A 26,932-nucleotide genomic window follows, 5' to 3' on the forward strand; every position below is an offset into this window, starting at 1 on the left:
ATGTATAAATTACTTATTGTGGAGGACGAGCGCTGGGAGCGGGAAGGGCTGATTGATTTTTTGGATTGGGGTGCTATGGGGATAGAAATAGCGGGGACGGCTCGCGATGGCATTGAAGGGCTGGAGCAGACGCTAGAGCTTGGCGCTGACATCGTCATTACGGATATTCGCATGCCAGGCATGGATGGCCTCGAGATGTCACGTAAAATCAAGGAGCTAAAGCCAAATGTACGGATTATTATTTTGACCGGCTACGGTGATTTTGAATATGCTCGCAAGGCCATTGATCTCAGGGCTAGTCATTATGTTCTGAAGCCGGTAAGCGAGGAGAAATTGCTGGAAGCGATGGCAAAGGTACTGGATGAATGTGAGCAGGATACGAGCTTCAAGCAGGAGCGGGAAGAGCTTCTACTTGAAGTAGAAGAGCATCGTCGGCTCATGAAGGAGAAATGGATCGATGACCTGCTGTTTGGGACGCTGGGCCCAAAGTACGCGAGGGAGCTGGCAGCAATGGAGGGCTTCCCTTCGGTCATGGAGTCCTTCGTAGTTTATGCCATTAAAGACCTAAGGCAAGCCCATTTCGGGGAAAAGCTGCACAAGCTTATAGTAGGCCCCCATCTCATCAAGTATTTGAATAAACGCGAAGGGCTATGGCTTGTCGTGATCCCAGCTCCAGCAATGCGGCCAGATGAGTATGCCCATAAGCTGATCGAGCGATTAGCTGGCGGGGGAAGCCTGCTGCGGCGAAGCCAAGTAACCATTGCTGTCGGGACTGAGGCAGATACGATCTTTGAGGTATCAGATTCGGTCAAGCTGGCGGAGCAGCTTCTTGCCTACGCACAATTTTGGGGAGAGAGCGGTGTTATTTCACTAGAGGCAGTGGAGAGTGAGCGGTCAGCCTTTCTGAGTGAAGCGGCAGATTTCCTCCATAAAGGCGGTCAACAAGTGAAAGCGATCGTATTCAGCGTTCATGCGCTGGAGGAGGAGCAGGCCATTGCAGCGGTTACGGAATTATTTCACTATATCAAAGCGTGCAGAGGGGCCGAAGGAGATTACATCCGTCATTATATTAGCGGCTTGCTCTTCGAGCTTTCGGTCGTTGCTGGCATTAACAAAACGGAGAACGATAGCGGAGCTAATTCCGGCGAGCAGCTGTATTCGCTGCTGTCGTTAGATGCTATCTTAGCCTATATCTATACATTTGTTGCCGATACGATTGCGGCATTGCGAGAGAAACGAGACGGCAAGGATGAATATGTGATCCGTCAGGTGAACAAGCTGATTGAACAAAAATATATGTCGCAGGAGATCAGTCTGAAATCTATGGCGGAGGAGGTATTTCTGTCTCCGAATTATTTGGGCTCGCTGTATAAGAAAACGACAGGACGGCCTTTCCATGATCAGCTTGCGCAGGTCAGAATGAATAAGGCGAAGGAGCTGCTGGCAAATCCGCAATATAAGGTAGCTCGGGTGGCCAAAGAGGTAGGTATCCCAAGCACTTCGTATTTCTGCACCGTATTCAAGAGCGCGTTTGGTATTTCACCAGGCGAATATCAGGAAATGCTGCATCGAAAATAATAGAAGATTTACAATGGAACAGCTGCTCTTGCATAGGGGCGGCTTTATTTTTTGAAATATAGGATACTATGGATTCTCGGAACCTGTTGATAACGATGCTGCGGCAGCAGCCGGAGAGCGGATAACGAAGGCTAACGGAAACCAGAGACGCTAAAGTTCCATTTTTGGTTAGCGTTACATTTTAACGGAAGTGGGAGACGCTATTCCGCAGAAATGAAGCCAAATTCGGCATGTAGGGTACAAATAGAGGCCTGTGTTTCCGTTACAATCTTGAAACGAAAAATAAAGGCGATTTAGCGTCTCTGGTTTCCGTTAGAAGCGCGAGCTGACGCGTCTGCGATTTCCAATCACCTGTATTTTATATATAAGTTCGACTTAAAAAATGCAGTTTAAGCGAAGCGAGAAGATCGTTCTGGAGAAACGAAGTGTTCGCCTTTGCAGGCCTTATTCTTATTTTTAAATGTCTAAGCAAATCAAAGAATCTGGCTGCAACCGCGACCTTAAAGAATGATCTTCTTGCACAACACCCAAAACGTAAATAGGTCTATTTACTAGACTTATTTTTGTCTTTTAGACTGAATTGATGTAATAGGTCTAAAATTTAGATCTATTTCATCTCAAATCGATGTATAAGCCCCATTTTGATGGAAACAAACGGAAGTAGGTCTATTTACTAGACCTATTTTTGTCTTTTAGGCTGATTTGACGAAAATAGGTCTAAAATTTAGATCTATATAAGTTGGACTTAAAAAATGAAGTTAAAGCGAAGCGAGAAGATCGTTCTGGAGAAACGAAGTGTTCGCCTTTGCAGCCGGATTCTTACCTTTAAATGTCTTAGGAAATCAAGAATCTGGCTGCAACTGCGATCGTAAGAATGATCTACTCACGCAGCGACCAAAACGTACATTTCTAGTTTAACTTATATAACCCTTAAATATTGAGTTGATATTTAAAACAAAACGCGTTTTTTAATATATATCCTCTTGCGCCGAGCTTCTACAATAGAACTAGAGATCGCATCGAGAGAGAAGAGGTGGACAGATGGAAGACCTGAGCATGGCGGTGAGCAAACGAGCAAGCAGCGGTCCAAAACCCAGCACGCTGGGCAAAAGATTTTGGGCGCAGCGCTACTTGATGATCCTTACGCTGCCAGCGGTAATTTGGCTAATTATATTCCATTATGTGCCGATGTACGGCATTATTATTGCATTTGAGGAGTACAACCCGGTGCAGGGCTTTACGTTTAGCCCGTGGGTGGGGCTGGCTAACTTTAAGGAATTGTTTATCGATCCAAGCTTCATGGATTCGGTCATTAATACGTTTAAGATCAGTATGCTTAAGCTGCTGTTCGGTTTTCCAGCACCGATTCTACTGGCGATTATGCTGAATGAGCTGAGAGCACAGCGCCTCAAAAGGGTCATTCAATCGTTATCCTATCTGCCTTATTTTATATCGTGGGTATTCGTAGTCGGCTTTATGTACACGCTGCTTGATCCTAGGACGGGCGCACTTAGCGGACTGCTTCAAACACTCGGGCTAGTCACACAGGAAAAGCTGCTCATGGGTGATCCGAAGACGTTTACGACGCTTGTTGTTGTATCTGAAATATGGAAAAATATCGGCTGGAACTCGATTATATTTTTGGCAGCGATTGCAAGCATTGATCCACAGCTTTATGAGGCGGCAACGGTGGACGGAGCGGGACGCTTTCGCAAAATATGGCATATCACGCTGCCAGCGATTAAGCCAACTGTTGTCATCTTGTTAATTCTTAATGTGGGCGGGTTAGTCAATGCGAATTTTGATCAGCTGTTTCTGATGAAAAACTCCATGACGCAGGATCAGGCAAACGTCTTGTCGATTTACTCGTATGAGATGGGACTGGTGCTTGGACGGTTCTCCTACGGTACTGCCGTTGGATTATTCCAATCCGTTGTGGCGTTCTTCCTTATGCTGGGTGCCAATTATGCCTCCCGCAAAATAACGAACGAAAGCTTATTCTAATAAACAGCTAAGCTTAAGAGGCTGCAATTTACACCTTAGGAGGTTTGCGAATGAATGCTGTTCACCGGACTACGGGAGAAAAGCTGTTTGATGCGGCGAATGTCGTGCTGCTCCTGCTTCTTGCCTTCGTTACTTTGTATCCGTTCTACAACATATTAATTACATCATTTAACGATCCAGCAGATGCAGCAAGGGGGGGCATTACGTTCTGGCCGCGAGTACTTTCCTTTGAAAATTACAAGATGGTGCTTCAGGATGAAAGCCTGATCAATGCCTTTATTGTAACCGTTGCTCGAACCATTTTCGGGACGGCAACAGCCGTTCTCTTCACGGCAGCTTTCTCGTATGGAGTATCCAAGCCAGAGCTGCTCGGACGAAAGCTGTTTCTAATATTGGCGATTATTACGATGTACTTTAGCGGCGGTCTTATTCCACAATATTTGCTGATCGCGCAGTATCTGCATTTGAAGGGCAATTTCCTTGCCTATATCCTGCCTAATTTGTTCAGTGTATTTAATGCTTTAATTATGATTACCTTCTTCCGAGGCATTCCGAAGGAGATGGAGGAGTCTGCTAAAGTAGACGGCGCTCATGAGCTTACGATTTTTTGGAGACTGGTCCTGCCGGTATCGAAGCCGGTGCTTGCGACCATTGCTTTATATAATGCAGTATTTCATTGGAATTCATGGTTTGATGCTATGCTGTATGGCGGCGAGCAGCTTCGTACGCTTCAGCAAATTCTGATGCAAATTATTAGCTCCAATAGCAATGTCAGCCTAATGGCAAGCAATCTTGGGATGAAAGCCGTGACCTCCGAGTCAGTGAAGCTGGCAACCATGGTGATTACGACGCTGCCCATCGTGTTCTCCTATCCGTTTCTGCAAAAGTATTTTGTTAAAGGGATCATGATCGGCTCGGTTAAAGGGTAACAATCGGCTTCAACGGGCAGCAAGCCCGCGATATAGAAGCAATACAAAAAGGGAGGATTCATCATCATGATCAAAACAAAAAGAAAGTCGTTTATGGCTGCAATGGCGTTCATACTCGTGATTGCTCTGTCAATTACCGGCTGCAGCAGCAACAACAATAACAAAGCAGCCAATACTGGCGGCTCCAAGACAGAGACAGGAGCGACAAATAATACGCCGGCAGCTCCGGCTGATCCGAATGAGCTGGAGTGGAAGCAGGATACTTCACCTTTTACTTTCCGTCAATATTTTTATGGAACATGGGCTTCAAACTATTTGTGGAAAGATCAGATTAATATGAAGCAAATCACGGATAAAACGGGCGTGGCCATTGATCGTTTTCTGGCTACCGGAAATGATAATGATTTCCTGAACACGATGATTGCATCCAATGATCTGCCGGATACGCTGATGCTGGACTGGAATCACCCACAGGTGACGAAACTAATCAATAACGGAATGCTCTATTCCTTGAATGAGCTGATTGATCAATATGCTCCTAAGCTATGGGATTTAATCGATCCGGAAATTATTAAATATCATTCTGTGGATGGCAAGCTTTATTATCTGCCGAACAACTATGAGACAGAGGAACGTTTAACGAACGGCATTCCAATTACAGGCATTCGCCCGTGGTACGTGCGTAAAGACATCTATAAGGCGCTTGGTGAGCCAAAGATTGAAACCGAGCAGCAGCTGGAGGATTTCTTAGTTCAGGCTAAGGCGAAATATCCGGAGCTAAGCCCAGTAGGGATGGAATCCTTCGACGTATCGATGTGGGGCTTTGAAGGCAGTCTATCTATGAATTATTTGATTCATTCTTTCTCTCCAACCAATATGGAAAACCGCATTAAGGACGATACACAGCGCGTGCTTTACCCTATGCGCGACAAAAATTATATCGAGGCCTTCCGATTTGTAAACAACCTGCAAAAGAAAGGATTATTTGATTCGCAGCAGCTGATTGCCAAGCAGGAGCAGTATGACGAGAAAATTTATGGCGCTAACTATATTGTTACCTCCGCGTTTATGAATGGAATATATACCCAATACAATCCAAAAATTGAGAGCACCTTGGGCGCGGATAAAACGTATGTTGTGCTTGATGGCTTGAAAATTGGCGGGCAAGAGCCGCGTTATCCTGCAAGCCGTCTTATGGGCTGGCAAGGATTCTTCATTACGAAAAACGCAAAAAATCCTGAACGAATTATTAAATTCCTTGAATATATGTGGTCTGATGAAGGCCAACTCGATTTCCGCTACGGTGTAGAAGGCGAAACCTACGATATGGTAGATGGATTGCCGAAAGCGCGCGCAGAGGTGAAGGATCTGGAGCTTAGCGACAACAATGCTTGGTACAGTAAATATGGTTATACAGCTTCGACATTAATGTGGCGCTCAGGCAAGCTATGGGACGCGGCGGAAAAACGTGATTTTGACGAGAAGCAGCCAGAGCAAGCAGCAGCTAAGGAGCTATTGAAAAAATATAATTTCGACAGCTTCTCGCTTGGACTAGAAAATGTTGAGCCTGAGGGCTCCTCACCGGAAGGCGTTATTAACGCTAAAATTAAAAACCTGTGGAACAAGACGATTCCAATGCTTGTGCTTGCAGGAACAGATAAGGAATTTGATGATATTTACAGCGATTTTGTGAAGGATATGGACAAGGTAGGAGCCGATAAGGTCGAGAAGGTTATGTATGAGCGCCACTTGGCTGACTTGGAGAAAAAAGGCATTAACTAAAGCAGGGGGCGGACAGGGAGACTTGTCCGCTCTTTCTATTCGGATATGGGAGGAGCAAATCGAATGAAGACAAGGGAGAAGCAAGTGCAGCCTTGGCTATTATGGTACAAGAAGCCGGCGGCGAGCTGGGAGGAAGCGCTGCCGATCGGGAACGGATGGCTTGGAGGCATGGTGTTCGGCGATGTCAGCAAGGAGCGAGTGCAGCTAAATGAGGACACATTATGGGCGGGCTTCCCGCGAGATACGAATAATTATGAAGCGCTGCGCTATTTGAAGTCAGCACGGACCTATATTGCGGAAGGCAAGTACTCAGAAGCGGAGAGCTTGGTTAACAGCAGGATGCTCGGCGTGAATACAGAGCCCTATCAGCCGCTTGGCAACCTTTGGATTGAGCATGTTGGAGCAAAGCTAAGCAAGACAGCGGAGTACAGACGGGAGCTTGATTTGGCGAGTGGCACTGCTCTGACCAGCTATGCCTTTGGAGAAGGATCAATGAATAGAGAAGCTTTCGTCAGCGCAGTCGATGACGTTATGGTTGTAACTTATGAGGCGAGCGGCGATCAGCTTGAGTTAATCGTTTCGTTAGATTCATTGCTTCCTTATCAGGTCGAAGCTGAAGGCAAGGGGCTTGTCCTTAAGGGTCGTTGTCCGGCCCATGTAGCAGACAATTATAAAGGCGACCATCCGCAGCCGGTTATTTTTGAGCAGGGCAAGGGCTTATCCTTCCAGATTCAGCTGCTAGTCCAGCAAGAGGGTGGAACCTCGGAGCGGACAGAGGATGGACGATTGTATATCAAGGACGCTACTCAAGTGACACTGCTGTTAACGGCTGCTACTGATTTTGTTCGTTATGATCAGGCTCCTGCTGGAGCTGCAATTGCCAGCTTGCGTTGTCAAGATCGTATCGAAGCAGCGGCTGCAGCTGGCTGGAGAACACTTCGCGAGCGGCATACGGCGGATCACAAGCTATTATTTGAGCGTATGGAGCTTGATCTGGGCATTTCCAGCGCTGCGAAGCTGCCGACAGATGAGCGGCTTGCTGCCTATAAGGCAGGAGGGGAGGATGCTCAGCTTGAGGCGCTTTATTTGCAGTATGGCCGTTATTTGCTGATGGCAAGCTCAAGAGCGGGCACACAGCCTGCTAATTTGCAAGGGATATGGAATCATCAGGTGCAGCCACCATGGAACAGCAACTATACAACGAATATTAATACACAAATGAATTATTGGCCTGCGGAGGTGTGCGGACTTAGCGAATGCCATCAGCCGCTGTTTGATATGATTGATGAGCTGGCAGAGTCCGGGGGGCGTACAGCATGTATCCATTATGGAGCGCGCGGCTGGACAACTCACCATAATGTTGATTTGTGGCGGTCCTCTTCGCCAAGCGGCGGTGACGCCAGCTGGGCCTTCTGGCCGCTTGGAGGAGCTTGGCTGACGCGGCATTTATGGGAGCATTATTCGTATAGCCTGGACCATGTGTTTTTAGAAGAAAGGGCATATCCTCTACTTAAAGGGAGCGCGATGTTTTGTCTGGACTGGCTGGTAATTGGGCCAGATGGATATTTAGTAACCAGTCCGTCTACCTCGCCTGAAAATATATTCGTGACAGATGCAGGCGGTTTAAGCAGTGTATCATTAGCTAGTACGATGGATATTAGCATTATTCGCGAGCTGTTTACGCACTGTATTGAGGCTTGCCGAATATTGAATATAGATTCTGCATTCAAGGATGAGCTGGAAGCAGCGATGGTGAAGCTGCCGCCGATGCAAGCTGGGCGTCATGGTCAGCTGCAGGAATGGTATTACGATTTTGAGGAAAGCGAGCCGGGGCACCGTCACATATCACATTTGTACGGCTTGCATCCTGATGAGCAAATTTCAGAGCTAACACCGGAGCTTATGGCTGCGGCGAGGATAACCTTGGAGCGCAGGTTAAGTCATGGCGGAGGCCATACGGGCTGGAGCTGTGCTTGGCTAATCAATCAGTTTGCAAGACTTCGAGATGGAGAGTCGGCTCATCGATTATTACGTACGCTGCTTTCTCGCTCAACGCATCCTAATTTATTCAATGACGGCCCGCCTTTTCAGATCGATGGGAATTTTGGAGGCACGGCTGGCATTGCCGAGATGCTGCTCCAGAGCCACAATGGTTCGATCATGCTGCTTCCTGCACTGCCGAGCGCGTGGTCAGAAGGAAAGGCTGCAGGCTTGCGGGCTAGAGGAGGCTTTATCGTAGATATCGAATGGAGCTTTGGAAAATGGCATTCTGCTTGCGTTGCAGCACGGGGGGATGGCGTTTGCCATATTGCACAGTCAGACGATTTCATCGTAACAAGCGAAGCGGGAGAGGTGCTGCTTTGTATGGAGGGCTCATTTGCTGTAGAAGCTGGACAGGTCTATCATCTCCGAAGTGTGGCTGCGGGTTGAAGAGAGCTATTGGCAAACAATGGGCTACAAGCTAAGATGTTCATATCAAGGATTTGAGCAGCAGCTTCTGCTACCCATCCCAAAGAGGAGCCACGACGACTATGATGCAAAATATGGATGAGCAATTGAAGCAGATGGAACAAGAGGAGCAAGAGCTTTGGTTCTCATCGTTCACGAACGAGACGGCATTAGCATTAGGGCTGGCGGTTGTAAAAGAAGCGCGTCAGAACGGAAAGCGAATTACAGTCGACGTTACGCGTGCCGGCCAGCGACTATTCCTTCATGCGATGGAAGGGACGTCAGTCGAGAATGAAGACTGGATTAGACGTAAAAACAATGTCTCGAATTATTTTGGAACCAGCTCATGGCATACTGCTTGTCGGCTTCGCAGTGAAGGGCTGACGATGGAGGAGAAGCATGGATTGCCCGTCGCAGATTATGTAGGAGCTGGAGGGGCTTTCCCGCTGATTGTTCGAGGGGAAGGACAGATTGGTACGGTTACCGTATCAGGCTTGCCCGATCAAGAGGATCATGATTTGCTTGTTTCAGTGCTTCGTCGTTTTTTGTCACAACAATAACAACAAAAGACCGAGAGGTCCCTTAGGGGCCTCTCGGTCTTTATTTTGCAGATAAGCCCATCGCAGGGGTTAAAGCTTCCTTCTTCTCTTCAGCTTCTTAAGAAGCGGCAGGCGGTAGTGCTTGAGTACGAAGCGAACGATAAAATAGCCGATGATCGAGAAGAGGATACTATTGATAATGGAGCCCGTCAGAAAGCTAAGTCCAATATCGCTGATGCTGTTGAAGTGATCGGCAGCCTCTGAGTAATCGGGCTCGGGTATAGGCTCATCCAGTGCATCCTCCAGCTGATAATTCGGCGAGTTAAAGAGGCTCCCCATAATAAAGCCGGATTTGTAATTGAGAAAAAATAAAAATGGCCAAAGCAGGGTGCCCAGTGTGCTTGCAATAATGGCAGCGACAAGGTTGCCGCGCAGCAGCTTGGCAAGTCCTAAGGATAGAAGCGTTCCGATGCCAAAGGTCGGGAACCAGCAATGGAAGAAGCCGGCGATAAAGCCAATAGCGACCGTATGATCTGATTTCCGAATGCGCAGAAGCTTCAGAGAGTAATATTTAAGTTTTCGGATGAGCTTCAGCTTCATGGTCGTTTCCTCTGTGTCGTTGACGTATTGTACTTAGCCCCAAATAGTTATTTCAGCAGCTTTTTGATCGTTTTCAGCTTGCCCGCGTAGGGAGGGAAGACGAGGCCAAGCTCAAGCTTTGTACTCTTCTTCAAGATGCTTTTTTTATGCGAGAAGAGATCAAAGCTATATTTTCCATGATAAGCCCCGATGCCTGAAGAACCAACACCGCCGAACGGGAGAGAGGGGTTGGAGACATGCATAATCGTATCGTTGATACAGCCGCCGCCGAACGAAACATTTGCCATCACCTTCTTCTCAACTGCAGCATCCTCAGTAAATAGATATAAGGAAAGCGGCTTTGGCCGAGCATTAATGCTGCGAATCGCTTCACTCAGGTCTTTAAACGCCATAATAGGCAAAATAGGGCCGAAAATCTCGTCCGCCATAGATGCGCTATTCCAGCTCACGTCTGCCAGCAGCGTCGGTTCAATATACAAATCAGCTCGATCGGTGCGTCCTCCGAAGACGATATGAGCTTGGTCGCTTTCGAGCAGCGAAGCTAGTCGGTCAAATTGCCGCTCATTTACAATGCGGGCGTAATCCTTATTGCTTTGGATAGTCGTTCCGTAGAAGGCTTGAATGACTTCCTTCATTTTTTGAATCAGCTGGTCCTTAATGTTCGTGTGTGCCAGCACGTAATCGGGGGAAATACAGGTTTGTCCGGTATTAAGCAGCTTACCCCATATAATTCGTTTGGCTGCAATCTCCAGGTTGGCACTGGAGTCCACAATGACAGGGCTTTTGCCGCCCAGCTCAAGCGTGACAGGAACGAGGTTTTTCGCGGCAGCCTCCATCACGATTTTGCCAATGGCAGTGCTTCCTGTGAAAAAAATATAGTCAACTGGTGCATGGATAAGCAGTGATGTTGTTTCCTTTTCTCCTTCAATGACGCATAGGTATGAGGGATCAAATACCTCGCTAATCATTTTGGAGAGAAGTGCAGAAATATGAGGTGTGCTCTCTGATGGCTTGATGATGGCGCAGTTGCCTGCAGCAATAGCTCCGATTAATGGCTCGATGACGAGCTGGAAGGGATAATTAAAGGGGCTAATAATTAAAATAGTCCCATAAGGCTCGCTATAAATGCGGCTGGATGCCGGAAACAAATAGAGAGGGGTTTTCACCTTCTCTGGCTTCGTCCATTTTTTGAGCTGCTTGATCGTATGGCGAATGCTGTTTGAGGCAATCGCTATTTCTGTCATATAGGTTTCTAACTCGCTCTTGCGCAAGTCCTTATACAGAGCTTCGTTAATTTCCTTCTCATAGCGCAAAATCGTTTGCCTCAGCAGTTGAAGCTGTTTGATTCGAAAGTGAACATCCAGTGTATGCCCTTGACCGAAAAATATTTGTTGCTCCTGCAATATTCGATCAATATGCTCCTTAGTGAATGGCTGCATTTCGAGTACCTCCTCGCTATAATCACAGTTTAACAGGAAGTGCTATGAACTGCTAGGAGCTGCGGCAACATTGCAGAAATGCAGTTGAAGCTACCTAACGGTACCAGCTTATTGATTTGTTATATTGATAAATGTATAAAAATGTCGATTTTTGTGGTAAGGTTTAAAAAGTAATATTTTGTAATATTAATAGGAGGAATACTATCAATGAATCATGCTAGAAAGCTTGTAACCACTCTCTTGATTACAGTTTTGCTGTTTTTATCGCTTAATGTAGCTTTTGGTGCTGAAGAATCTTTTCTATCTGATATCGAGGGAACGTGGGCGGAAAGCCAGATATCTGATTGGGTCGGCAAAGGTTATGTTACGGGTTATGAAGACGGCAGCTTTAAACCAAACAACACGATAACAAGAGCTGAATTCATTGCTTTGATTAACCGCTCCTATGGTTTTACTGAAACAGCAGACGTTTTCTTCAGCGATGTTGCTTCATCTAGTTGGATATATACCGAGGTTTCCAAAGCTATAAAAGCTGGCTACATTAAAGGCTATGCGAACGGAACTTTCGGTGCAAATAAACCAATCAGCAGGCAGGAAGCAGCCGTTATCGTAGATCGTCTCCTAAGCCTGACAAAAACAGATAGTGCGGCAGCTAGCTTTACAGACTCAAGCTCTATTGCCTCATGGGCTAAGGAAGCGGTTGATGCTGCAGTAGCAAACGGTATTTTACAAGGATATGCGAATGGCGCTAACTTCAAACCCAATCAACCTCTTACACGTGCTGAAGCAGTAGTCGTATTATACCGCTCAGTTACTGTTAAAGAATCCTTGGAAGAAGGCGTACCAACACCAACCACAGCACCAACAGCAATCACAGCACCAACCACAGCACCAACACCAACAGCACCAACAGCACCAACGCCAACAGCAACAAGCGATACAACCGCTCCAGTTCTATCTGGTGTAACGACTGGGGAAATCTCAATTGGAGATGATGTATTTGCTGCAAGTAATGAGAGTGGATATTTATATCTTGTTCCTGCAACAACTGCCACAACCCTCACAGACTTAAACCAAGCCGTTGATTCATCGATTGCTATAAGAGTATCAGTGGGAGCAGCCGTAAATTCAAGGATCACGACAGTAGGTTTAACTGTAGGTAATTATGTTGTGTATGCCGTTGATTCTTCTAATAATATATCTGCAGCTTCAGCTGAAATCGTAATTAATAAGAAGCAGTTGACGATTGCAAATCCATCAACACTGGTAGCGGATAAAATGTACGATGGAATGACATCAGCATCAGTAATAGCGAGTTCATTGAGCGGTGTTGTTGGTGATGATGTAGTAACCGTAACTGCAGTAGCTACTTACAATGACGCAGCTGTAGGAACAGACAAATCGATAACAGTGGTTTATACATTGGGTGGATCAAATGCAGGCCACTATATTGCACCAGTAAACTACACGATAACTACTGGAGTCATTACAAAAGCACAATTAACTATTGAAGATCCAGAATTGTCACTTGTAGAATCGATAGAGAGAAATTCAGTAATAGTAGTAACAAAAGGTGCATTAGATGGGGTAGTTGCAGGCGAAGACGTAACAGTGACTGTAGAAGCGATTTACGATACTACAGACACAGCTGAAGCCAGAGCATTAACTGTTAGCTACACACTATCGGGAGCTGATGAAGCCAATTATCTTGCGCCTATAAACAATACTAACTACATGGTATATGTACAATATCATGTAGATTTGGGTACTATATTAGACCTAATAACCAATTACAAAGTGTATGATGGAACCACGACAGCAGCTGTACTAGCAGGCTCTAGAGTTGGGCCTCCTTTAAATGAAGATGGAGATTGTGTAGGAGAAGGGATTTGTGTTGTGGATGATGCAACGGTACATGCTTCAGGCACTTATAATGATAAAAATGTAGGAACAAACAAGGCGATTACCGTGTCGTATTCACTAACGGGGGTCGATGCTACTAATTATTTACCTCCAATCAACATTACAGTAAATACAGGAGTAATAGCAGCGCGACAATTATCGATTGTACCGCCTGTACTCCCGCTCAAGGTTTACGATGGAAATACAACAGCAAACTTAGTACCGGGCACAATAACCGGCCTTGTTAGTGGCGATGAGGTCTTTGTACAAGCGCTAGCCACGTACGAGAACGCAGAAGTAGGAATCAATAAACAGGTAACTATTGTTTATACCCTTACGGGCAAAGATGCAGGGAATTATATTGCTCCAGCAAGCCAAACCGTAAGTTCGGGTGTAATCATAGCTATTCCTTAATAGGTCAACCAAATAGCCAAACGCAAAAAAGAGACAATTCAAAAGTTAATTACTTTTGAGTAGTCTCTTTTTGCGTTTGGTCGTGTATTTGACTAAGGCATGAAAGTCTGCAACATGCTGCTTAGTAGTCTACGCCTTATGTATATGATTTTCGATCTAGTGTGGTACCTGTATATGGAATCGAAATGATTAAGGATTTGGGATATAATGTGATTAATCTCGCACTAGGATAAGGAGCTCTTTATGGAATGGAATTATTATAATACGTTCATTACCGTGTCAGCGGATTGCCCGGTGGAGTTCGGCACGGTGCCGCCAGACAAGAAAAGCGGGCGAACAAAGCCTAGCTTAGAGTATGAGCTGGCAACGGGTCAGCCGTATTATTTTACACAGGAAGAATTATTGTATGAGGTGCATATCCGTCATAAGATGTTTGCTTCCGAGGAATTGGCCGTGCAAGGAGCAGAGATAAGAGCAGCTTTTTTCTCAAAGCCGACGGCTTGTCTGCGGGCGTCGATGCTGCCGAAGAAATACGGCTGGGGCATCCATTTTAACAAGGCTGGAAAGCTAGCGCTCATACCGATGGAATCACCAGAATATCAGCAGCTTGTGGAAAATAAGCAAGGCAGCATGAAGGTGTTAGCAGGAATGAGGAGCAGCAGAAAGTGAGAAATATAAAGGCAGATAAGGCCGGCACAATGAGTGATAAGCGCAGTGCTGGCCTTATTTGGCTAGGCTGCGAACGATAACTGGCGGCAAAGAAAGACCTGTTCAGTGTGAGTAGACACTATTGCGCAAACGTTATCATTTTACTGGTTTTGCATGAATATATATATAAAAATGATGAAATTGATAGAAAAGTGATTGACAATGCTTGATTCCCAGTATTAGTATGAGGTTAGGCAAACGCTTTCATTGCTCTTTTTTTATGGATTATACGGGAATAAGAGTCGTGAGAGAAAGATGTGCAGTTTTATTGTCTTTTATGCAAACGATTGCACAACTGAGGTTACAGGAAATCATAAATTAAGATCAGTAAGAGTAGGAGGTGTCAATGAGAAGAAGCGCGGTACAGAGCTGTCCTGTTTTTTGGAAAAGCGTTTTTTTGGAAAATAGCCATCTGGATTGATAAATGAGGGAGGTTCATAAGAATGGGCTTTGCTTTAAAGCGTAAGAGAATGGTGTCCATGCTGCTGATAGCAGCCATGATATGGTCGATTGTAGGCGTAGTTCGGAACCAAACAAGCGCTGCGGCTCCACTTGAAGTGGTGCTCGTTGGTGATTTGCAATCAGCGCTTGGACATACAGGCAATTGGGATCCTGCAGCAGAAGCAACTAAGATGAGCAGTTTAGGCAATGGAAATTATAGCTTAACGGGTACGATACCCGCAGGCATCTATCAATATAAAGTGGCCATCGGCGGCAATTGGGACGTTAGCTATGGCTTTAGCAGCTATACGAATCCAAGTGGGGAGGAGAGCGCTGGAAATATTAAGCTCACCCTCACGGAAGAAACAGAGATTACCTTTTACTACAACGAAAGCACTCATAAAATTGCAGACTCCACGTACTACGCTCCACTAGCTGCGGATAAGCTTCCCCGAATTGTAGGGAATCTGCAGACCGCACTCGGGGATTCAGGCAACTGGCAGCCGGAATCAGCGAGTGCGATACTCGAAGATAATGACTTTGACCACATTTATTCCATCACGAAGGACGTACCCCAAGGAAGCTATGAGTATAAGCTAGCGCTCGGAAGTAACTGGGACGAAGCATACCCTGCTGACAATTTAACGTTGGTGCTCCCACAGACGCTTCCTGTCACATTTCAATATGATGCTGGCAATCATAACGTAACGGCATCGTTTACAGTTCCCGTTGATCCGAATTCGGACCCTATACCTGAGGGGCATCTTCGTATTCATTACCATAGGACAGATGGTGCTTACGAGCAGCAGGGATTATGGCTATGGGATCAGGTTGCTGCACCATCAGCTAACTGGCCATCGGGGGCTGCTCCCTTCCCTGCTGGAAAGGCAGACGATTATGGGGTATATGTGGATATTCCACTAGCAGATCAAGCGAAGAAGGTAGGCTTCCTTGTCGTTAATCGAACCGATGGCTCCAAGGACGGCGGAGATAAGGCAGTCGAGATTGCCTCTCCTCAAATGAATGAGGTTTGGATCGAGCAGGGCTCGGATAAGGTGTCCTACTATGAGCCGGTAGAGCTTCCTGAGAATACGGTTCGTATTCATTACGTTCGTGCCGATCATAATCAAAGTGCTTATGGTCTCTGGCTGTGGGATCACGTTGCTGCACCGTCGGATGGCTGGCCGTCAGGGGCGGCTGCGTTTCTGCCGGATCATGTAGACCGCTATGGCGGCTATGTGGATATTGAGCTTCAAGACGACGCGCAAAAAATAGGGTTTCTGGTCGTTAATCGCACCTCTGGCGATAAGGACGGAGGGGACCGGACGTTCAATCTTCTGGATCGCTATGATCAGCTTTGGATTAGAGAAGGCGACAACTCGGTCTACGTTTCCCCTTACTGGGAGCTGCCGACAGGACTTGTCTCCGCAGAAATTTTGTCAGAGAGCAAGCTGCTGCTTGGGTTTACGATGACGGATGGTCTCGCTGCCGATGAATTGAAGACAGCGATTACCATTACGGACAAGAACGACGCAGCTGTTGCCATTAATCAGGTGACACTAAACGATGATAAGAAAACAGCTATCCTAACAGCAGATTTTGAGCTGGAGAATGCACCTTTGCGTGTCACATACCAAGGCAAGTCGGTTTCGTCCATTGCAGGCTGGCGAATGCTGGATGAATTATTTGAATACGAGGGAGACGATCTTGGAGCTACTTACGATTCAGGCGATGTACTGCTGAAGCTCTGGGCGCCAAAAGCGAGCTCCGTTGTGGCAAACCTCTACGATAAGGATGATGCTGCGCAGCTGGTCGGCAGCAGAGCGCTCACCAAGGGCGAGAAGGGAGTATGGTCGGCTGCAATTAAGCCGGCTGATCTGAGTGTTGGTGGGGTAACCGATTTGAAAGGATATTTCTATCAATATGAAGTGACGAACGATGGAGTGACAAAGCCGGTGCTTGACCCGTATGCCAAATCTATGGCTGAGTTTAGAGTCAATACGAAGGGTGAAACAGGGCCTGACGGTGATGCAGTTGGCAAAGCAGCTATCCTCGACCTTAGCGGAACCTATCCTGCGGCAGACTTTGATTTTGCTCAAATTGAAGGTTATGAGAAGAGGGAAGATGCGATTATTTGGGAGGCGCATATCCGTGATTTTACCTCCGATCTGGCGATTGCAGATGAATTGGATGCGAGATGGGGCTCTTACAGCGCATTTAAGGAGAAGCTGGACTACATCAAGTCGCTTGGTGTTACACATATTCAATTGCTACCGGTTATGGCTTGGTATTATGGTGATGAAGCGGGTATGGCTGCTAGAGAAAATGAGTATTCCACCATCGACAATGAATACAACTGGGGTTATGATCCGCACAGCTATTTCTCACCGGATGGCGCATACTCAGAAAATGCAGCAGATCCAGAGCTTAGAGTAAAGGAGCTAAAAGATTTAATTAATGCCATTCATGATGCTGGAATGGGCGTTGTTCTCGATGTAGTTTATACCCATATGGCAAAAGCGAGCTCCCTGAACGATATCGTACCGAACTATTATGCGTTTCAGGATGCAAGCGGGAACAATATCGGGGGCTTCGGGAATAACCTGGCTACCTCTCACAAAATGGCAGAAAAACTAATGGTCGATTCCGTAAAATACTGGTTTGATGAATATAAAATTGACGGCATGCGCTGGGACATGATGGGCGATGCCACCTATGAATCGGTGCAGCATGCGTATGATTCCGCAGTGAGCATCAATCCAAGCGCTCTATTTATCGGCGAAGGCTGGAGAACGTTTGGAGGAGCCGCCTCCGATTCAGCGTTGACAGGAAAAGGTGCAGACCAAGATTGGATGGACAAAACCGACAGCGTCGGCGTTTTCTCCGATGAGATTCGCAATGAATTAAAGTCCGGCTTCGGCTCCGAAGGTGAACCTAGATTTATTACGGGCGGGGCAAGAAGTATTGCTGTGATTCTGAATAACATCAAGGCGCAGCCAGGCAATACGCCTGCTGACGATCCGGGAGATATGGTGCAGTACATTGAAGCCCATGACAATCTTCCCTTATATGATGTTATTGCGCAATCCATCAAGAAGGACCCGGCCATAGCGGCCAATGATCTCGAAATTCATAAGCGTGTTCGTCTGGGCAACCTGATGATTCTAACCTCTCAAGGTACAGCCTTCCTGCATGCAGGGCAAGAATACGGCAGGACAAAGCAGTGGCTGGGAGTAGGAGTGCCAGAGCAGAAGTATCATGAGCTGAAGGACGAAGACGACAACTCATTCGGCTATTTCATCCATGATTCCTATGATTCTTCTGATGCGATCAACAAGTTCGATTGGCAGAGGGCAACAGATGCTGAGCAGTACCCTGTAAACCACATGACGAAGGAATACACCGCAGGTCTTATTGCGCTTAGGAAGCATACGGATGCGTTCCGATTAGGTGATAAGGATTTGGTAGATTCCAACGTAACGCTCATTAATGCCGCAGAAATGAAAGCAAACGATCTGATTATCGGCTACAAAAACAAAGCAACTGACGGTACTGGCAACTATTATGTATTTGTTAATGCAGACAGCACGGTAAGGACGCTTACGTTATCTGAGGATTTAACAGCAGGTACAGTGCTTGTGGATAATGACGAGGCAGGAATTGAAGCGGTATCCGTTCAATCAGGCTTTGAGCTCTCTGCAAATGCAATTACACTTGATCCGTTGACAGCGGTAGTCATTAAGCTGGATTCAGCAGCTGCTGTGCTCACTGGGCTGGAGCTGGACAGCGCGAGCTATTCATTGCAGGTAGGGACTACGCATCAAACGGCTGTTTTTGCAAAATATAGCGACGGCAGCAAGCGGAGGGTAACTAATCAGGCTGTATACTCCTCCGATAAGCCTGCGGCAGCAGCTGTTGCGGCGAGCGGTCTTGTAACGGCAGCTGGAGCTGGAAAAGCGACGATCACGGCTACGTATAAAGGAATCTCCGCGAGTGCTGAGGTTACAATTACAACCGAATCGTTGAAGCGCTATGTGCAATTAAATTACATTCGGCCTGATAAAAATTATACGGACTGGAATCTGTGGATTTGGAATACCGGTGTGAAGAATGACCAGATCAACTTCGATAAAGTTGAAAATGGCGTTGCCACAGTCATGCTGGAAATATCTCCGGATACGATGAGTGTAGGCTTTGTGCTTCGCAAAGGGACGGACTGGAACACGGCGAAGCAGGATATTCCGGATGATCGCGTCATACCGATTGCAGCGGGAGCTGCTTTTACAAAGGTGAATATCATTAGTATGGTTAATCAGCCTAATATATTGCCAACGATTAGTGGGCCTGTTCTGAAGGATGGAGGCATTACCTTCCTGTATCGCGACGATACGCTATTCCGAAATGGGCATCTTAGCGATATATCAAGCGTTAAGGTAAAGGTTAACGGTACGGAGTATAACATGGCATATGATGCGGCGAAGGAGTGGTTTGCGTATACACTTGCTGATGTTGAGGGCGGCACGTATGAGTATACGTTCCTTGTGACGAAGCAGGATGAAGCAGAAGTTGAAATGGCTGATCCTAAAAATACAACAGATGGAAAATCATCCATCACGTATCGGAAGCCGATCGTCACGATTGCGTCATCGGCTAGTCCAGCTGAGATTTCGTATAACGAGAGTGCGGTACTTACTATAACCGCAGCGGCGTCGGAAGAGGTAGCTTATACAGAAGGCTATATGGACTTAACCGCATTGGGCGGACTAGCGAAGACTAGCTTTGACACTCGTCTACTCGCTCAAACGATTGCTGTGAAGGACACGGTAACGGCTGGCTTAAAGGAAATACCGATTACGTTGATTGACGAATACGGCAACCGACATACGCATACAGGCTCGGTAACCGTGAAGGCAAGAACATTTGCGGGCGAGCTGGACTTTGATTGGGATGAGGCGCGCATTTACTTCGCATTGACGGATCGTTTTGCAGACGGCGATGCAACGAATAATGAAAATGTGGATAAGGACCATTTGGAGGCCTATCATGGCGGTGATTTCCGGGGAATGATCGGCAAGCTGGATTATTTGCAAGAGCTCGGCATCAATACGCTTTGGATTACACCGATCATCGATAATATTGATTTTAACAAAGGTGTCGACTTTAACAGCAAGCAATACGGCTATCATGGCTATTGGGCGAAGGATTTCACGAAGCTCGATGAGCATCTTGGCGATATGGATACGTTTAAGGAGCTTATTAATAAAGCCCATGACAAGGGTATTAAAATTATGGTCGACGTTGTGCTTAACCATACGGGCTACGGCTTGAAGGAAGAGGATAGCCGCCCTGGCATTACGGCGGAGGACAAAGCGCGCTTTGAGGGCATGCTGAGAACAAATGGCGTTCAAGCGAGCACGAATGCGCTCGAAGGGGAGCTGGAGCATTTGCCAGACCTCAAGACAGAGGAGCAGGCTGTTCGCGAGAAAATCATTGCATGGCAAACGGGTTGGCTGGAGAGTGCAAGAACAGAGCGTGGAGATACGATTGATTTCTTCCGCGTCGATACGATCAAGCATGTGGAGAGCACAACCTGGAAGGCGTTCAAAAATGCGCTAACCTCAATTGATCCCGGATTTAAGCTGATTGGCGAATATTTTGGAGGGACGGTAGATGGCGATGGCGGCATGCTTCGCAGCGGCCAAATGGATAGTTTGCTCGATTTCAGCTTTAATGACCGGGCGAGAGACTTCGCTAATGGTTCCATTGATGCCGTGGACGCTTACCTAGCTGATCGTGAGTTGAAGCTGGATAATACGACAACTATGGGGCAGTTCCTAAGCAGCCATGATGAGGATGGCTTTCTCTCGCATTTTGTTGACGGGGACAAAGGAAAGCTGAAGATCGCAGCAGCACTTCAAATTACAGCAAAGGGCCAGCCTGTCATTTATTACGGCGAGGAGCTGGGTCGATCAGGGGCGAATGCACGCGACATGGGTGCGGGGCTGTTTAGTGAGAATCGCACGGATATGCCATGGGACCAGCTGGATGCAGAGCAAGCGCTGCATGATCATTACGAGAAGCTCCTCAATATTAGAGCGAAGTTCTCGAAGGTTTACGCCAAGGGCATGCGCACGAAGGTTGCAGGCTCGGATCAGTTAGGCTATCTAGCCTTTAACAAACAGTATAACGATGAAAACATCATAACGATTATTAATACTGCTGAGGCAAATCGCTCGGTTACGCTAGCTGTTCCATTCCTGGCAGGTTCAGAAGCGAAAGACGAATACAGCGGCAAGCTTTATACGGTAACGGCGAATGGCGAGCTTACGGTTGATGTGCCGGGTAGAAACGAAGGCGGAACGGTTATTTTGAGCGAGGTTATATCTACTGTGCCAACGCCTACACCTACAACGCCGGAAGAAACGCCAACACCAACCACGGAGGTGACTCCGTCACCAGAACCAACAGCGGTGACGACACCGTCACCAACCGCTGCATCTACTGTTCCGGTAAACACGCCGCAGCCAACAGATGCTCAGATTATTGAGGAGACTACGCTGAAGAACGGTAAGGATGGCAAAGCAACTGTTCAGGTCTCTGCTGGAAAAAATGCAGTACTTCTACCGCTAAGTGCAGCGACTTTGCTGGGCAGCGACGATTTGGAGCTGATGGTAAGCGGCGTTACGGTTATGCTGCCTCATGATTGGTTAGCATCGCTTCAAGCTGAGGTAGCTGCAAGCGAAGTAGAAGGCGGACGGATCCTAGTTGAATTTAAACCGTTGAATGCAGAAGAAGCAAGTGCTTTGCTTGCGGGAGTGGAGACGGATCAAGTGAAAGCAAGGGCTGTTTCCGAGGTTTATCAGTTCCATGTGAGTATTCTCACCAAGGATGGCAAGGTCATTCCAATTACAATATTCGAAAAGCCAATCACTCTTACCTTCAAAATCAACGCAAATGCGGACAAAAACAAGGCTGGCATTTATTTTGTAGGTGATGATGGCGAGCTTGAGTTTATCGGAGGGACGCTGGAGGGAGATTTCATCACAGCTGAGGTGAATCATTTCAGCAAATATGCTGTTCTTGAATATGAGCGATCATTTATTGACGTTAAGGCCAGCCACTGGGCTTCCGCAGCAATTCAGTTCTTAGCTGCAAAGCATATTGTAACTGGAATTAATGAGCAGCAATTTGCTCCACAAGCGAACGTAACTCGTGCTGAATTCACTGCTATGCTCGTGCGTGCACTGAGCATAAAAGCAGAAGGCACAGCGAGCTTTGCGGATGTTGGAGCGGGACAATGGTATTCAGCATATGTCGCGACAGCTAGCAAGCTTGGCATCGTAAATGGGCGCAGCGGCAATTCGTTTGCACCTAATGAAACGATTACTCGCGAAGAGATGGCGGTTATCGTTATGCGAGCTTATGAGGTGAAGAATAGCGCTGCGGGCGCTGCGTCGACAGCTCCAGAAGTGGCATTTGCTGATCGCAGGGAGATCAGCGAGTGGGCAGTACCATCTGTTGCAGCAGCAGCTGAGCTAGGGCTCGTTCAAGGCAGGGATGAGGGTGCATTTGTGCCGAAAGGCCAAATGACCCGTGCGGAGAGCGCTCAGGTTATTTATAATCTGCTAAGGAAAAAGTAAGGAATACATCGGGCCGCTATCCTGCGCAATTGCAGGATAGCGGCTATTTTTATCGATTATTCCTTCCCATGGCGAATAAACAGCCAAACGCCGAACAGGATCAGAACGCCAGCCGCAAGCTGATAGGCCGTTAACGCTTCCTTTAGCAGCACCCAGGCAAGAAGGGAGGCGATGACGGGCTCGCCGAGCACCGACATGGATACAGCTGCCGCGCTCATATGTTTAAGCAGCCAATTAAACAAGTAATGGCCAAATAGCGTAGGAACGATTGCCAGCAGCAAGAAGATGCCCCATTCCTTCGAGCTGTAGCCAGTGAAGGAGTTGCCGCGAACGATATTATAGAAGGCCAGCGCGGTAGCGGCAAGCGCGAAAACCCAAAAGTTATAAACGAAGGCGCCCATATCCTTGCGCAGCTGCTTGCCAATCAGCATGTGAACGGCTACAGCAGCGGCGCCAAGAAAGGAAAGAATATCGCCAAGTAGTGCTTCTCTGGAGAGAGCGAGGTCGCCTGATCCGATGACGATGGAGCCGATCAGGGCGATGCCCATGCCCCACAGCATCATGCGATTCGCTTTGATGCGGAACAGCAAATAAGAGCCCAGCATAACCATAACGGGCTCAAGCGTTAAGATGACGGTGGAGCTTGCGACCGTCGTTAGTCGCAAGGAAGCCATCCAGAGCAAAAAATGGAGCGCTAGCATTATGCCAGAGGCGGTTAACAGTCGCCACTGTCTAGCGCTGAGATGAAACATTTCTGCGCGGTACTTCCATACGAGTGGAAGCATAATGAGGTTGGTTAAATATAGACGATACATAGCGATGACAGCTACGTCGGCATTCGACCAGCGAATGAAAATAGAAGAAAACGAGATAGCGATAATACCAATAATATAAAGCATTTCATAGGTGGAGATTGACTTGGTGCTGCGGTCCATTGTTGTTGCTTCTCCTATACTTATAAACCCCTGGCCCCATGAGCAGCTTAGGCGCTGGAAGGGTCAGGGGCTTATTTTTATATTTGTTAATGTCAGAAATGATTTGGCTTGCTTAGCCAGCTTGTCCAGCCGAAGGCTTCGCGGCCTTCTCCAGCTCGTTATCAAAATATTGCTGAAGCTCCGCAACCTTCCGCACGTCCTCGAAGGAGGCTTTGCCAGCGAGATAACGCTCAGCGAATACTTCCCACTGCGGAACGATTTTTTGCGCGGTCATGGATCTAATCGCATTTTTGACCATGCGTCGTTCCTTCGCATTCGTATACATGTCCTTAAACTGCTGCTTGAGGCTAAAATCCAGCTCATCAAAAATTTTGCGGAACACCTCAGCCGTCATGCGCGCATCATCCAGCGCACGATGGGCTGTGCCCTCAGCCGTAATCTCGAGATCGATGAGCGCAGCCTCGACACTAACATCGTTCGTAACGTTCTTGTAGCGAATATAGCCCTTCAGCAGGTCGAAATAATCGGCAGCCATCCAGAAGCTGTCATCAAGCTTATGCATCCGCGTATCATAAACAATACGTTTCAAGTCCTCGCCGCCCCAAGTGAACAGCAGGAAGGTGTCGCTTTTGCGAAGCCATGCCGTGAATTCACGAATGACCTTCGGGAAACGGCTTGCCACATCGATGTCTTCCTGTGGAATGCCGGTTTTTTTCTTAATAAAGCTGTTCAGCTTGGAGAAATAAATCGGTTTGATTAACGCGGAAAATTCATCCGTCTGCTCCAATGCGCTATTTAAACGAACCGCACCGATCTCAATAACCTCCATGGGCAATTCGCTTGCAAACTTACGTCCATTAAATTCAATATCCAATATAATATAGTCCAAAATCTTAACCTCCGATAGATAGCCTGTGTTATCCATTCTATCAGAAAAAGTTATCCAGATGGAAACTACAATATGGTAGAAAGCCGCAGCAGGTTTATTTTTTTAGTTTAATGACATAAAAGACAATCGTTCCAAGCAAAATAACAAAAGCGATAGGGAGCTGCGATATGCTAAAAATAGAAGTCTCACCCTTAGCATCCTGAATGATCGCCCATTGCAGGAAACCAAATATCACGACCAGCTCAAGCTTGATCCAGCTGAGCAGCTCTAACGAGATTTTATACTGGTAGGGGGCATTTTGCTCGGTTATCGTAGTCATATAATTGAAATGATGTGGAATTTTGCGCAAAAGAGTAAGTCCGATGTACAGTACGAGCGAAATCATTAGCGGGAAAAATAGGAATGCTTTACTGCCCCAGCCATCGGCTTCGCCTCGGACGTTGAAATGGATCGCGATCGTTTCTGGCAGTGTACTCCAGTTCACGATTAAGTAGACGAAGGAGAAAGCCAAAAGGATAACGGATAAACCTTCATGCCAGCGCTCAAGAGAAGTTTTTGCTATCTTGATTTTAGGTAATTGGGTCATTAAATAAGCACCGCCGTTCTGTTGGTCATGTTCATCCTGTTAATTATAGCGCAATCCGTTTCCCAGCTGCACCTTTTTTTCATTTATTTTCCACAAAAAAGCCTCCATCCGCTGCCGATAGGCGGGACTGGAGGCGATGGTTGTATTCTACGACCGCTTTGTACGACGAGAATTCATCCATAACGGAATGCGGAATATTAAATTGATGAGCAAAACGACAAAAACGAGCACGGCAGCTGCTTTCTGGGCAATTTCCTGCGCATCGCCGACGATCGCCTCCGACTGCACATACCAGAGATGAACGGCGAGCGTGGCACCTGGTGAGAAGAGGCTGAAATCCCACATTTCACCGGATGTCGTTACGCCCGCAGTTAAAATAATAACGGCGCTCTCGCCAAATGCGCGGCCCGCGACAAGACAGATTCCTGTAATAATGCCATTTAGTGCAGCGGGAATGAGCGCACGCGTAATCGTTTGCAGGTGAGTGCCGCCCAGCGCAAAGGACGCGCTCTTAAGCTCCTTCGGCACAGCGCGAATTGATTCCTCGGTTACACGAGTCAGAACAGGCAGATTTAGAAAGGCCAGACTGACCGCGCCGCCTAAAATAGTTAACCCAATTTCAAAATATTCGACGAATAGCGCGATGCCAAACAAGCCGAAAATAATGGAAGGAACTGAGGCGAGTCCTTCTACGCAAATACGGACGAAGCCAATCAGCTTATTATCAGGTGCAAACTCTGCTAAATAGATGCCTGCAGCCATGCCGAGCGGAATCGAAATGATCAAGGAAATGAATAAAATATAGAAGGAGTTCACCAGTGTTGGCCCAATGCCGCCGCCTTCATCAATTTCACTCGGCAAGCCGAATATAAAATTCCACGTCAGCTTCGGCATGCCATCCTGCAATATCAGATACAGCAGTCCAAATATGAAGGCAATGATAATAATGCCCAGTGACCAGACGATGCCTGTGAACAAACGATCTTTTACCAGATTGAGACCTCTTCTGCCGCTAAACGGATTGGGGAGGGGGCTTGTAGGTATGGCCTGCTTCATGCTTGTATCCCCTTTCTTTGAATCCAGCGAATGGCGACAATCATAATTAAGGAGATGACTAGCAGCAGGAAGCCCATTAAGTAAAGAGCGTAATTCCAGGTGGAGTCAAATGGCACGTTGGAAATTTGCATAACGATGTTGCTGGTGAGGACGGAGGTAGGCTTAAGCAGGCTGTCAGCGAGCTGAGGCGTATTGCCGATTACCATAACGACGGCCATCGTTTCACCGACCGCACGCGCCATGCCGAGAATGACGGCATACATGATGCCGCTTTTGGCTGACGGCAGCAGTACTCTCCATACGGTTTGAAAGCGTGTAGCGCCTAGAGCGTAGGAAGCGTCGCTAAATTTGGCAGGGACAGCGCTTATCGCATCATCACTGATTCGGCTTACCGTAGGCAGAACCATAATTGTAAGTACAAGTGCCGCTGCGAGGAGCCCATCACCCATGCCGCTGCCTGTAACATTCCGAATGAAAGGGATCAGTACGGTTAGGCCTAAATAGCCGTATACGACGGAAGGAATTCCGACAAGCAGATCCAGTACGGGACGAAGCATGTTTTTGAGCCAAGCGGGTACAAATACAGACAGGAATACGGCAATAATCAAAGAGATTGGAACGCAAATCAGCAGTGTTAAGGCTGTTAAAGCGAAGGTGCCGAAAATAAAGATAAGCGCTCCATATTGTTCGTTCTCGGGATTCCATTCAGCCGAGAAGAAGAAATCAGCAAACGAAATGTGGCTGAACGTTAATACACCGGTACGGAACATGAGCAGCAAAATTAGAAATAGGATGAGACAGACGAAGCCTGCGGCACCGATGCATAAGTAGCGGAAGAGGCGATTTGTGAAAAATAGCCGAGATCTCCGGTCGAAGGGTTTGCTGCTGCCTGTCAAAATAGCGCTGCCGAGCTCCGTTGATTGCCGCGCCTGATGCAAGGCCTGAGTGGATTCCAACATAGATAATAAGCTCCTCTAAGCGAACGCAGCCGATGCCTGCCTTTTCAGCGAGCGGATCAGCTAGGTTCACTATGAAATAGATA

The 26,932-nt window shown here is 47.1% G+C and carries 16 protein-coding genes; 9 read left to right on the forward strand and 7 right to left on the reverse strand.

Features of this window, described 5'->3' with window-relative positions; genetic code table 11:
• The 6 genes from MHI37_RS03475 (at position 1) to MHI37_RS03500 (ending at position 9,301) form a co-directional block, all read left to right on the forward strand.
• Entirely contained in the window at positions 1 to 1,578 is a 1,578-nt protein-coding gene (locus MHI37_RS03475) for a response regulator (protein WP_076335155.1), read from the forward strand.
• A 1,041-nt stretch (positions 1,579 to 2,619) separates the two neighbouring features.
• Positions 2,620 to 3,582 carry an ABC transporter permease subunit gene (locus tag MHI37_RS03480; protein ID WP_218638920.1) on the forward strand — a complete coding sequence of 321 codons (963 nt, stop codon included), beginning with the start codon at positions 2,620 to 2,622 and terminating at the stop codon, positions 3,580 to 3,582.
• A gap of 50 nt (positions 3,583 to 3,632) precedes the next feature.
• Positions 3,633 to 4,511, forward strand: coding sequence for a carbohydrate ABC transporter permease (locus tag MHI37_RS03485; RefSeq protein ID WP_076335156.1), 879 nt, complete (start codon positions 3,633 to 3,635; stop codon positions 4,509 to 4,511).
• A gap of 66 nt (positions 4,512 to 4,577) precedes the next feature.
• Complete coding sequence (locus tag MHI37_RS03490; protein WP_076335157.1) at positions 4,578 to 6,293, forward strand: extracellular solute-binding protein; 1,716 nt, start codon at positions 4,578 to 4,580, stop codon at positions 6,291 to 6,293.
• 63 nt (positions 6,294 to 6,356) lie between these two features.
• Complete coding sequence (locus tag MHI37_RS03495) at positions 6,357 to 8,723, forward strand: glycoside hydrolase family 95 protein (RefSeq protein ID WP_076335158.1); 2,367 nt, start codon at positions 6,357 to 6,359, stop codon at positions 8,721 to 8,723.
• A 101-nt stretch (positions 8,724 to 8,824) separates the two neighbouring features.
• Positions 8,825 to 9,301, forward strand: coding sequence for a heme-degrading domain-containing protein (locus MHI37_RS03500; RefSeq protein WP_256709802.1), 477 nt, complete (start codon positions 8,825 to 8,827; stop codon positions 9,299 to 9,301).
• Between the two features lie 69 nt (positions 9,302 to 9,370).
• Here MHI37_RS03500 and MHI37_RS03505 read toward each other — a convergent pair whose 3' ends face one another.
• On the reverse strand, positions 9,371 to 9,880 hold the full coding sequence (locus MHI37_RS03505) for a DUF2062 domain-containing protein (protein WP_076335159.1): 510 nt from the start codon (positions 9,878 to 9,880) through the stop codon (positions 9,371 to 9,373).
• A 47-nt stretch (positions 9,881 to 9,927) separates the two neighbouring features.
• The gene (locus MHI37_RS03510; RefSeq protein ID WP_256709852.1) at positions 9,928 to 11,355 is read right to left on the reverse strand and encodes an aldehyde dehydrogenase; all 1,428 of its coding nucleotides are present in this window, start codon (positions 11,353 to 11,355) and stop codon (positions 9,928 to 9,930) included.
• Positions 11,356 to 11,526: 171 nt separating this feature from the next.
• Here MHI37_RS03510 and MHI37_RS03515 point away from each other — a divergent pair, with 171 nt between their 5' ends.
• The 3 genes from MHI37_RS03515 to MHI37_RS03525 all read left to right on the forward strand — a co-directional run bounded on the left by MHI37_RS03515 (position 11,527) and on the right by MHI37_RS03525 (position 22,424).
• Entirely contained in the window at positions 11,527 to 13,635 is a 2,109-nt protein-coding gene (locus MHI37_RS03515; RefSeq protein ID WP_076335161.1) for a YDG domain-containing protein, read from the forward strand.
• A gap of 243 nt (positions 13,636 to 13,878) precedes the next feature.
• Complete coding sequence (locus MHI37_RS03520; protein WP_076335162.1) at positions 13,879 to 14,304, forward strand: DUF6157 family protein; 426 nt, start codon at positions 13,879 to 13,881, stop codon at positions 14,302 to 14,304.
• Positions 14,305 to 14,786: 482 nt separating this feature from the next.
• A complete protein-coding gene (locus MHI37_RS03525; protein WP_076335163.1) occupies positions 14,787 to 22,424 on the forward strand; it encodes a pullulanase in 7,638 nt (2,545 codons plus the stop codon).
• A gap of 56 nt (positions 22,425 to 22,480) precedes the next feature.
• Here MHI37_RS03525 and MHI37_RS03530 read toward each other — a convergent pair whose 3' ends face one another.
• The 5 genes from MHI37_RS03530 to pstC form a co-directional block, all read right to left on the reverse strand.
• Positions 22,481 to 23,359, reverse strand: coding sequence for a DMT family transporter (locus MHI37_RS03530; RefSeq protein ID WP_076335164.1), 879 nt, complete (start codon positions 23,357 to 23,359; stop codon positions 22,481 to 22,483).
• A gap of 112 nt (positions 23,360 to 23,471) precedes the next feature.
• Positions 23,472 to 24,248, reverse strand: a complete 777-nt coding sequence (locus MHI37_RS03535; protein ID WP_076335165.1) for a 3'-5' exonuclease — start codon at positions 24,246 to 24,248, stop codon at positions 23,472 to 23,474.
• Positions 24,249 to 24,342: 94 nt separating this feature from the next.
• Positions 24,343 to 24,834 (reverse strand): DUF1648 domain-containing protein, encoded by a 492-nt coding sequence (locus MHI37_RS03540; protein WP_083676073.1) that lies wholly within the window; start codon positions 24,832 to 24,834, stop codon positions 24,343 to 24,345.
• A gap of 147 nt (positions 24,835 to 24,981) precedes the next feature.
• Positions 24,982 to 25,890, reverse strand: a complete 909-nt coding sequence (gene pstA, locus MHI37_RS03545) for a phosphate ABC transporter permease PstA (protein ID WP_076335166.1) — start codon at positions 25,888 to 25,890, stop codon at positions 24,982 to 24,984.
• Positions 25,887 to 26,849 (reverse strand): phosphate ABC transporter permease subunit PstC, encoded by a 963-nt coding sequence (pstC, locus tag MHI37_RS03550; protein ID WP_076335167.1) that lies wholly within the window; start codon positions 26,847 to 26,849, stop codon positions 25,887 to 25,889. The genes pstA and pstC overlap by 4 nt, the downstream gene beginning before the upstream one ends.
• Positions 26,850 to 26,932: the final 83 nt, after the last annotated feature.

It is taken from the genome of Paenibacillus sp. FSL H8-0548 (assembly GCF_038630985.1).
Classification (GTDB): domain Bacteria; phylum Bacillota; class Bacilli; order Paenibacillales; family Paenibacillaceae; genus Pristimantibacillus.

Excerpts from the sequence above, each read along its gene's own strand:
- MHI37_RS03475 (WP_076335155.1), top strand. The coding sequence starts at position 1 with ATGTATAAATTACTTATTGTGGAGGACGAGCGCTGGGAGCGGGAAGGG.
- MHI37_RS03480 (WP_218638920.1), top strand. The coding sequence starts at position 2,620 with ATGGAAGACCTGAGCATGGCGGTGAGCAAACGAGCAAGCAGCGGTCCA.
- MHI37_RS03485 (WP_076335156.1), top strand. The coding sequence starts at position 3,633 with ATGAATGCTGTTCACCGGACTACGGGAGAAAAGCTGTTTGATGCGGCG.
- MHI37_RS03490 (WP_076335157.1), top strand. The coding sequence starts at position 4,578 with ATGATCAAAACAAAAAGAAAGTCGTTTATGGCTGCAATGGCGTTCATA.
- MHI37_RS03495 (WP_076335158.1), top strand. The coding sequence starts at position 6,357 with ATGAAGACAAGGGAGAAGCAAGTGCAGCCTTGGCTATTATGGTACAAG.
- MHI37_RS03500 (WP_256709802.1), top strand. The coding sequence starts at position 8,825 with ATGATGCAAAATATGGATGAGCAATTGAAGCAGATGGAACAAGAGGAG.
- MHI37_RS03505 (WP_076335159.1), bottom strand. The coding sequence starts at position 9,880 with ATGAAGCTGAAGCTCATCCGAAAACTTAAATATTACTCTCTGAAGCTT.
- MHI37_RS03515 (WP_076335161.1), top strand. The coding sequence starts at position 11,527 with ATGAATCATGCTAGAAAGCTTGTAACCACTCTCTTGATTACAGTTTTG.
- MHI37_RS03520 (WP_076335162.1), top strand. The coding sequence starts at position 13,879 with ATGGAATGGAATTATTATAATACGTTCATTACCGTGTCAGCGGATTGC.
- MHI37_RS03525 (WP_076335163.1), top strand. The coding sequence starts at position 14,787 with ATGGGCTTTGCTTTAAAGCGTAAGAGAATGGTGTCCATGCTGCTGATA.
- MHI37_RS03530 (WP_076335164.1), bottom strand. The coding sequence starts at position 23,359 with ATGGACCGCAGCACCAAGTCAATCTCCACCTATGAAATGCTTTATATT.
- MHI37_RS03540 (WP_083676073.1), bottom strand. The coding sequence starts at position 24,834 with ATGACCCAATTACCTAAAATCAAGATAGCAAAAACTTCTCTTGAGCGC.
- pstA (WP_076335166.1), bottom strand. The coding sequence starts at position 25,890 with ATGAAGCAGGCCATACCTACAAGCCCCCTCCCCAATCCGTTTAGCGGC.
- pstC (WP_076335167.1), bottom strand. The coding sequence starts at position 26,849 with ATGTTGGAATCCACTCAGGCCTTGCATCAGGCGCGGCAATCAACGGAG.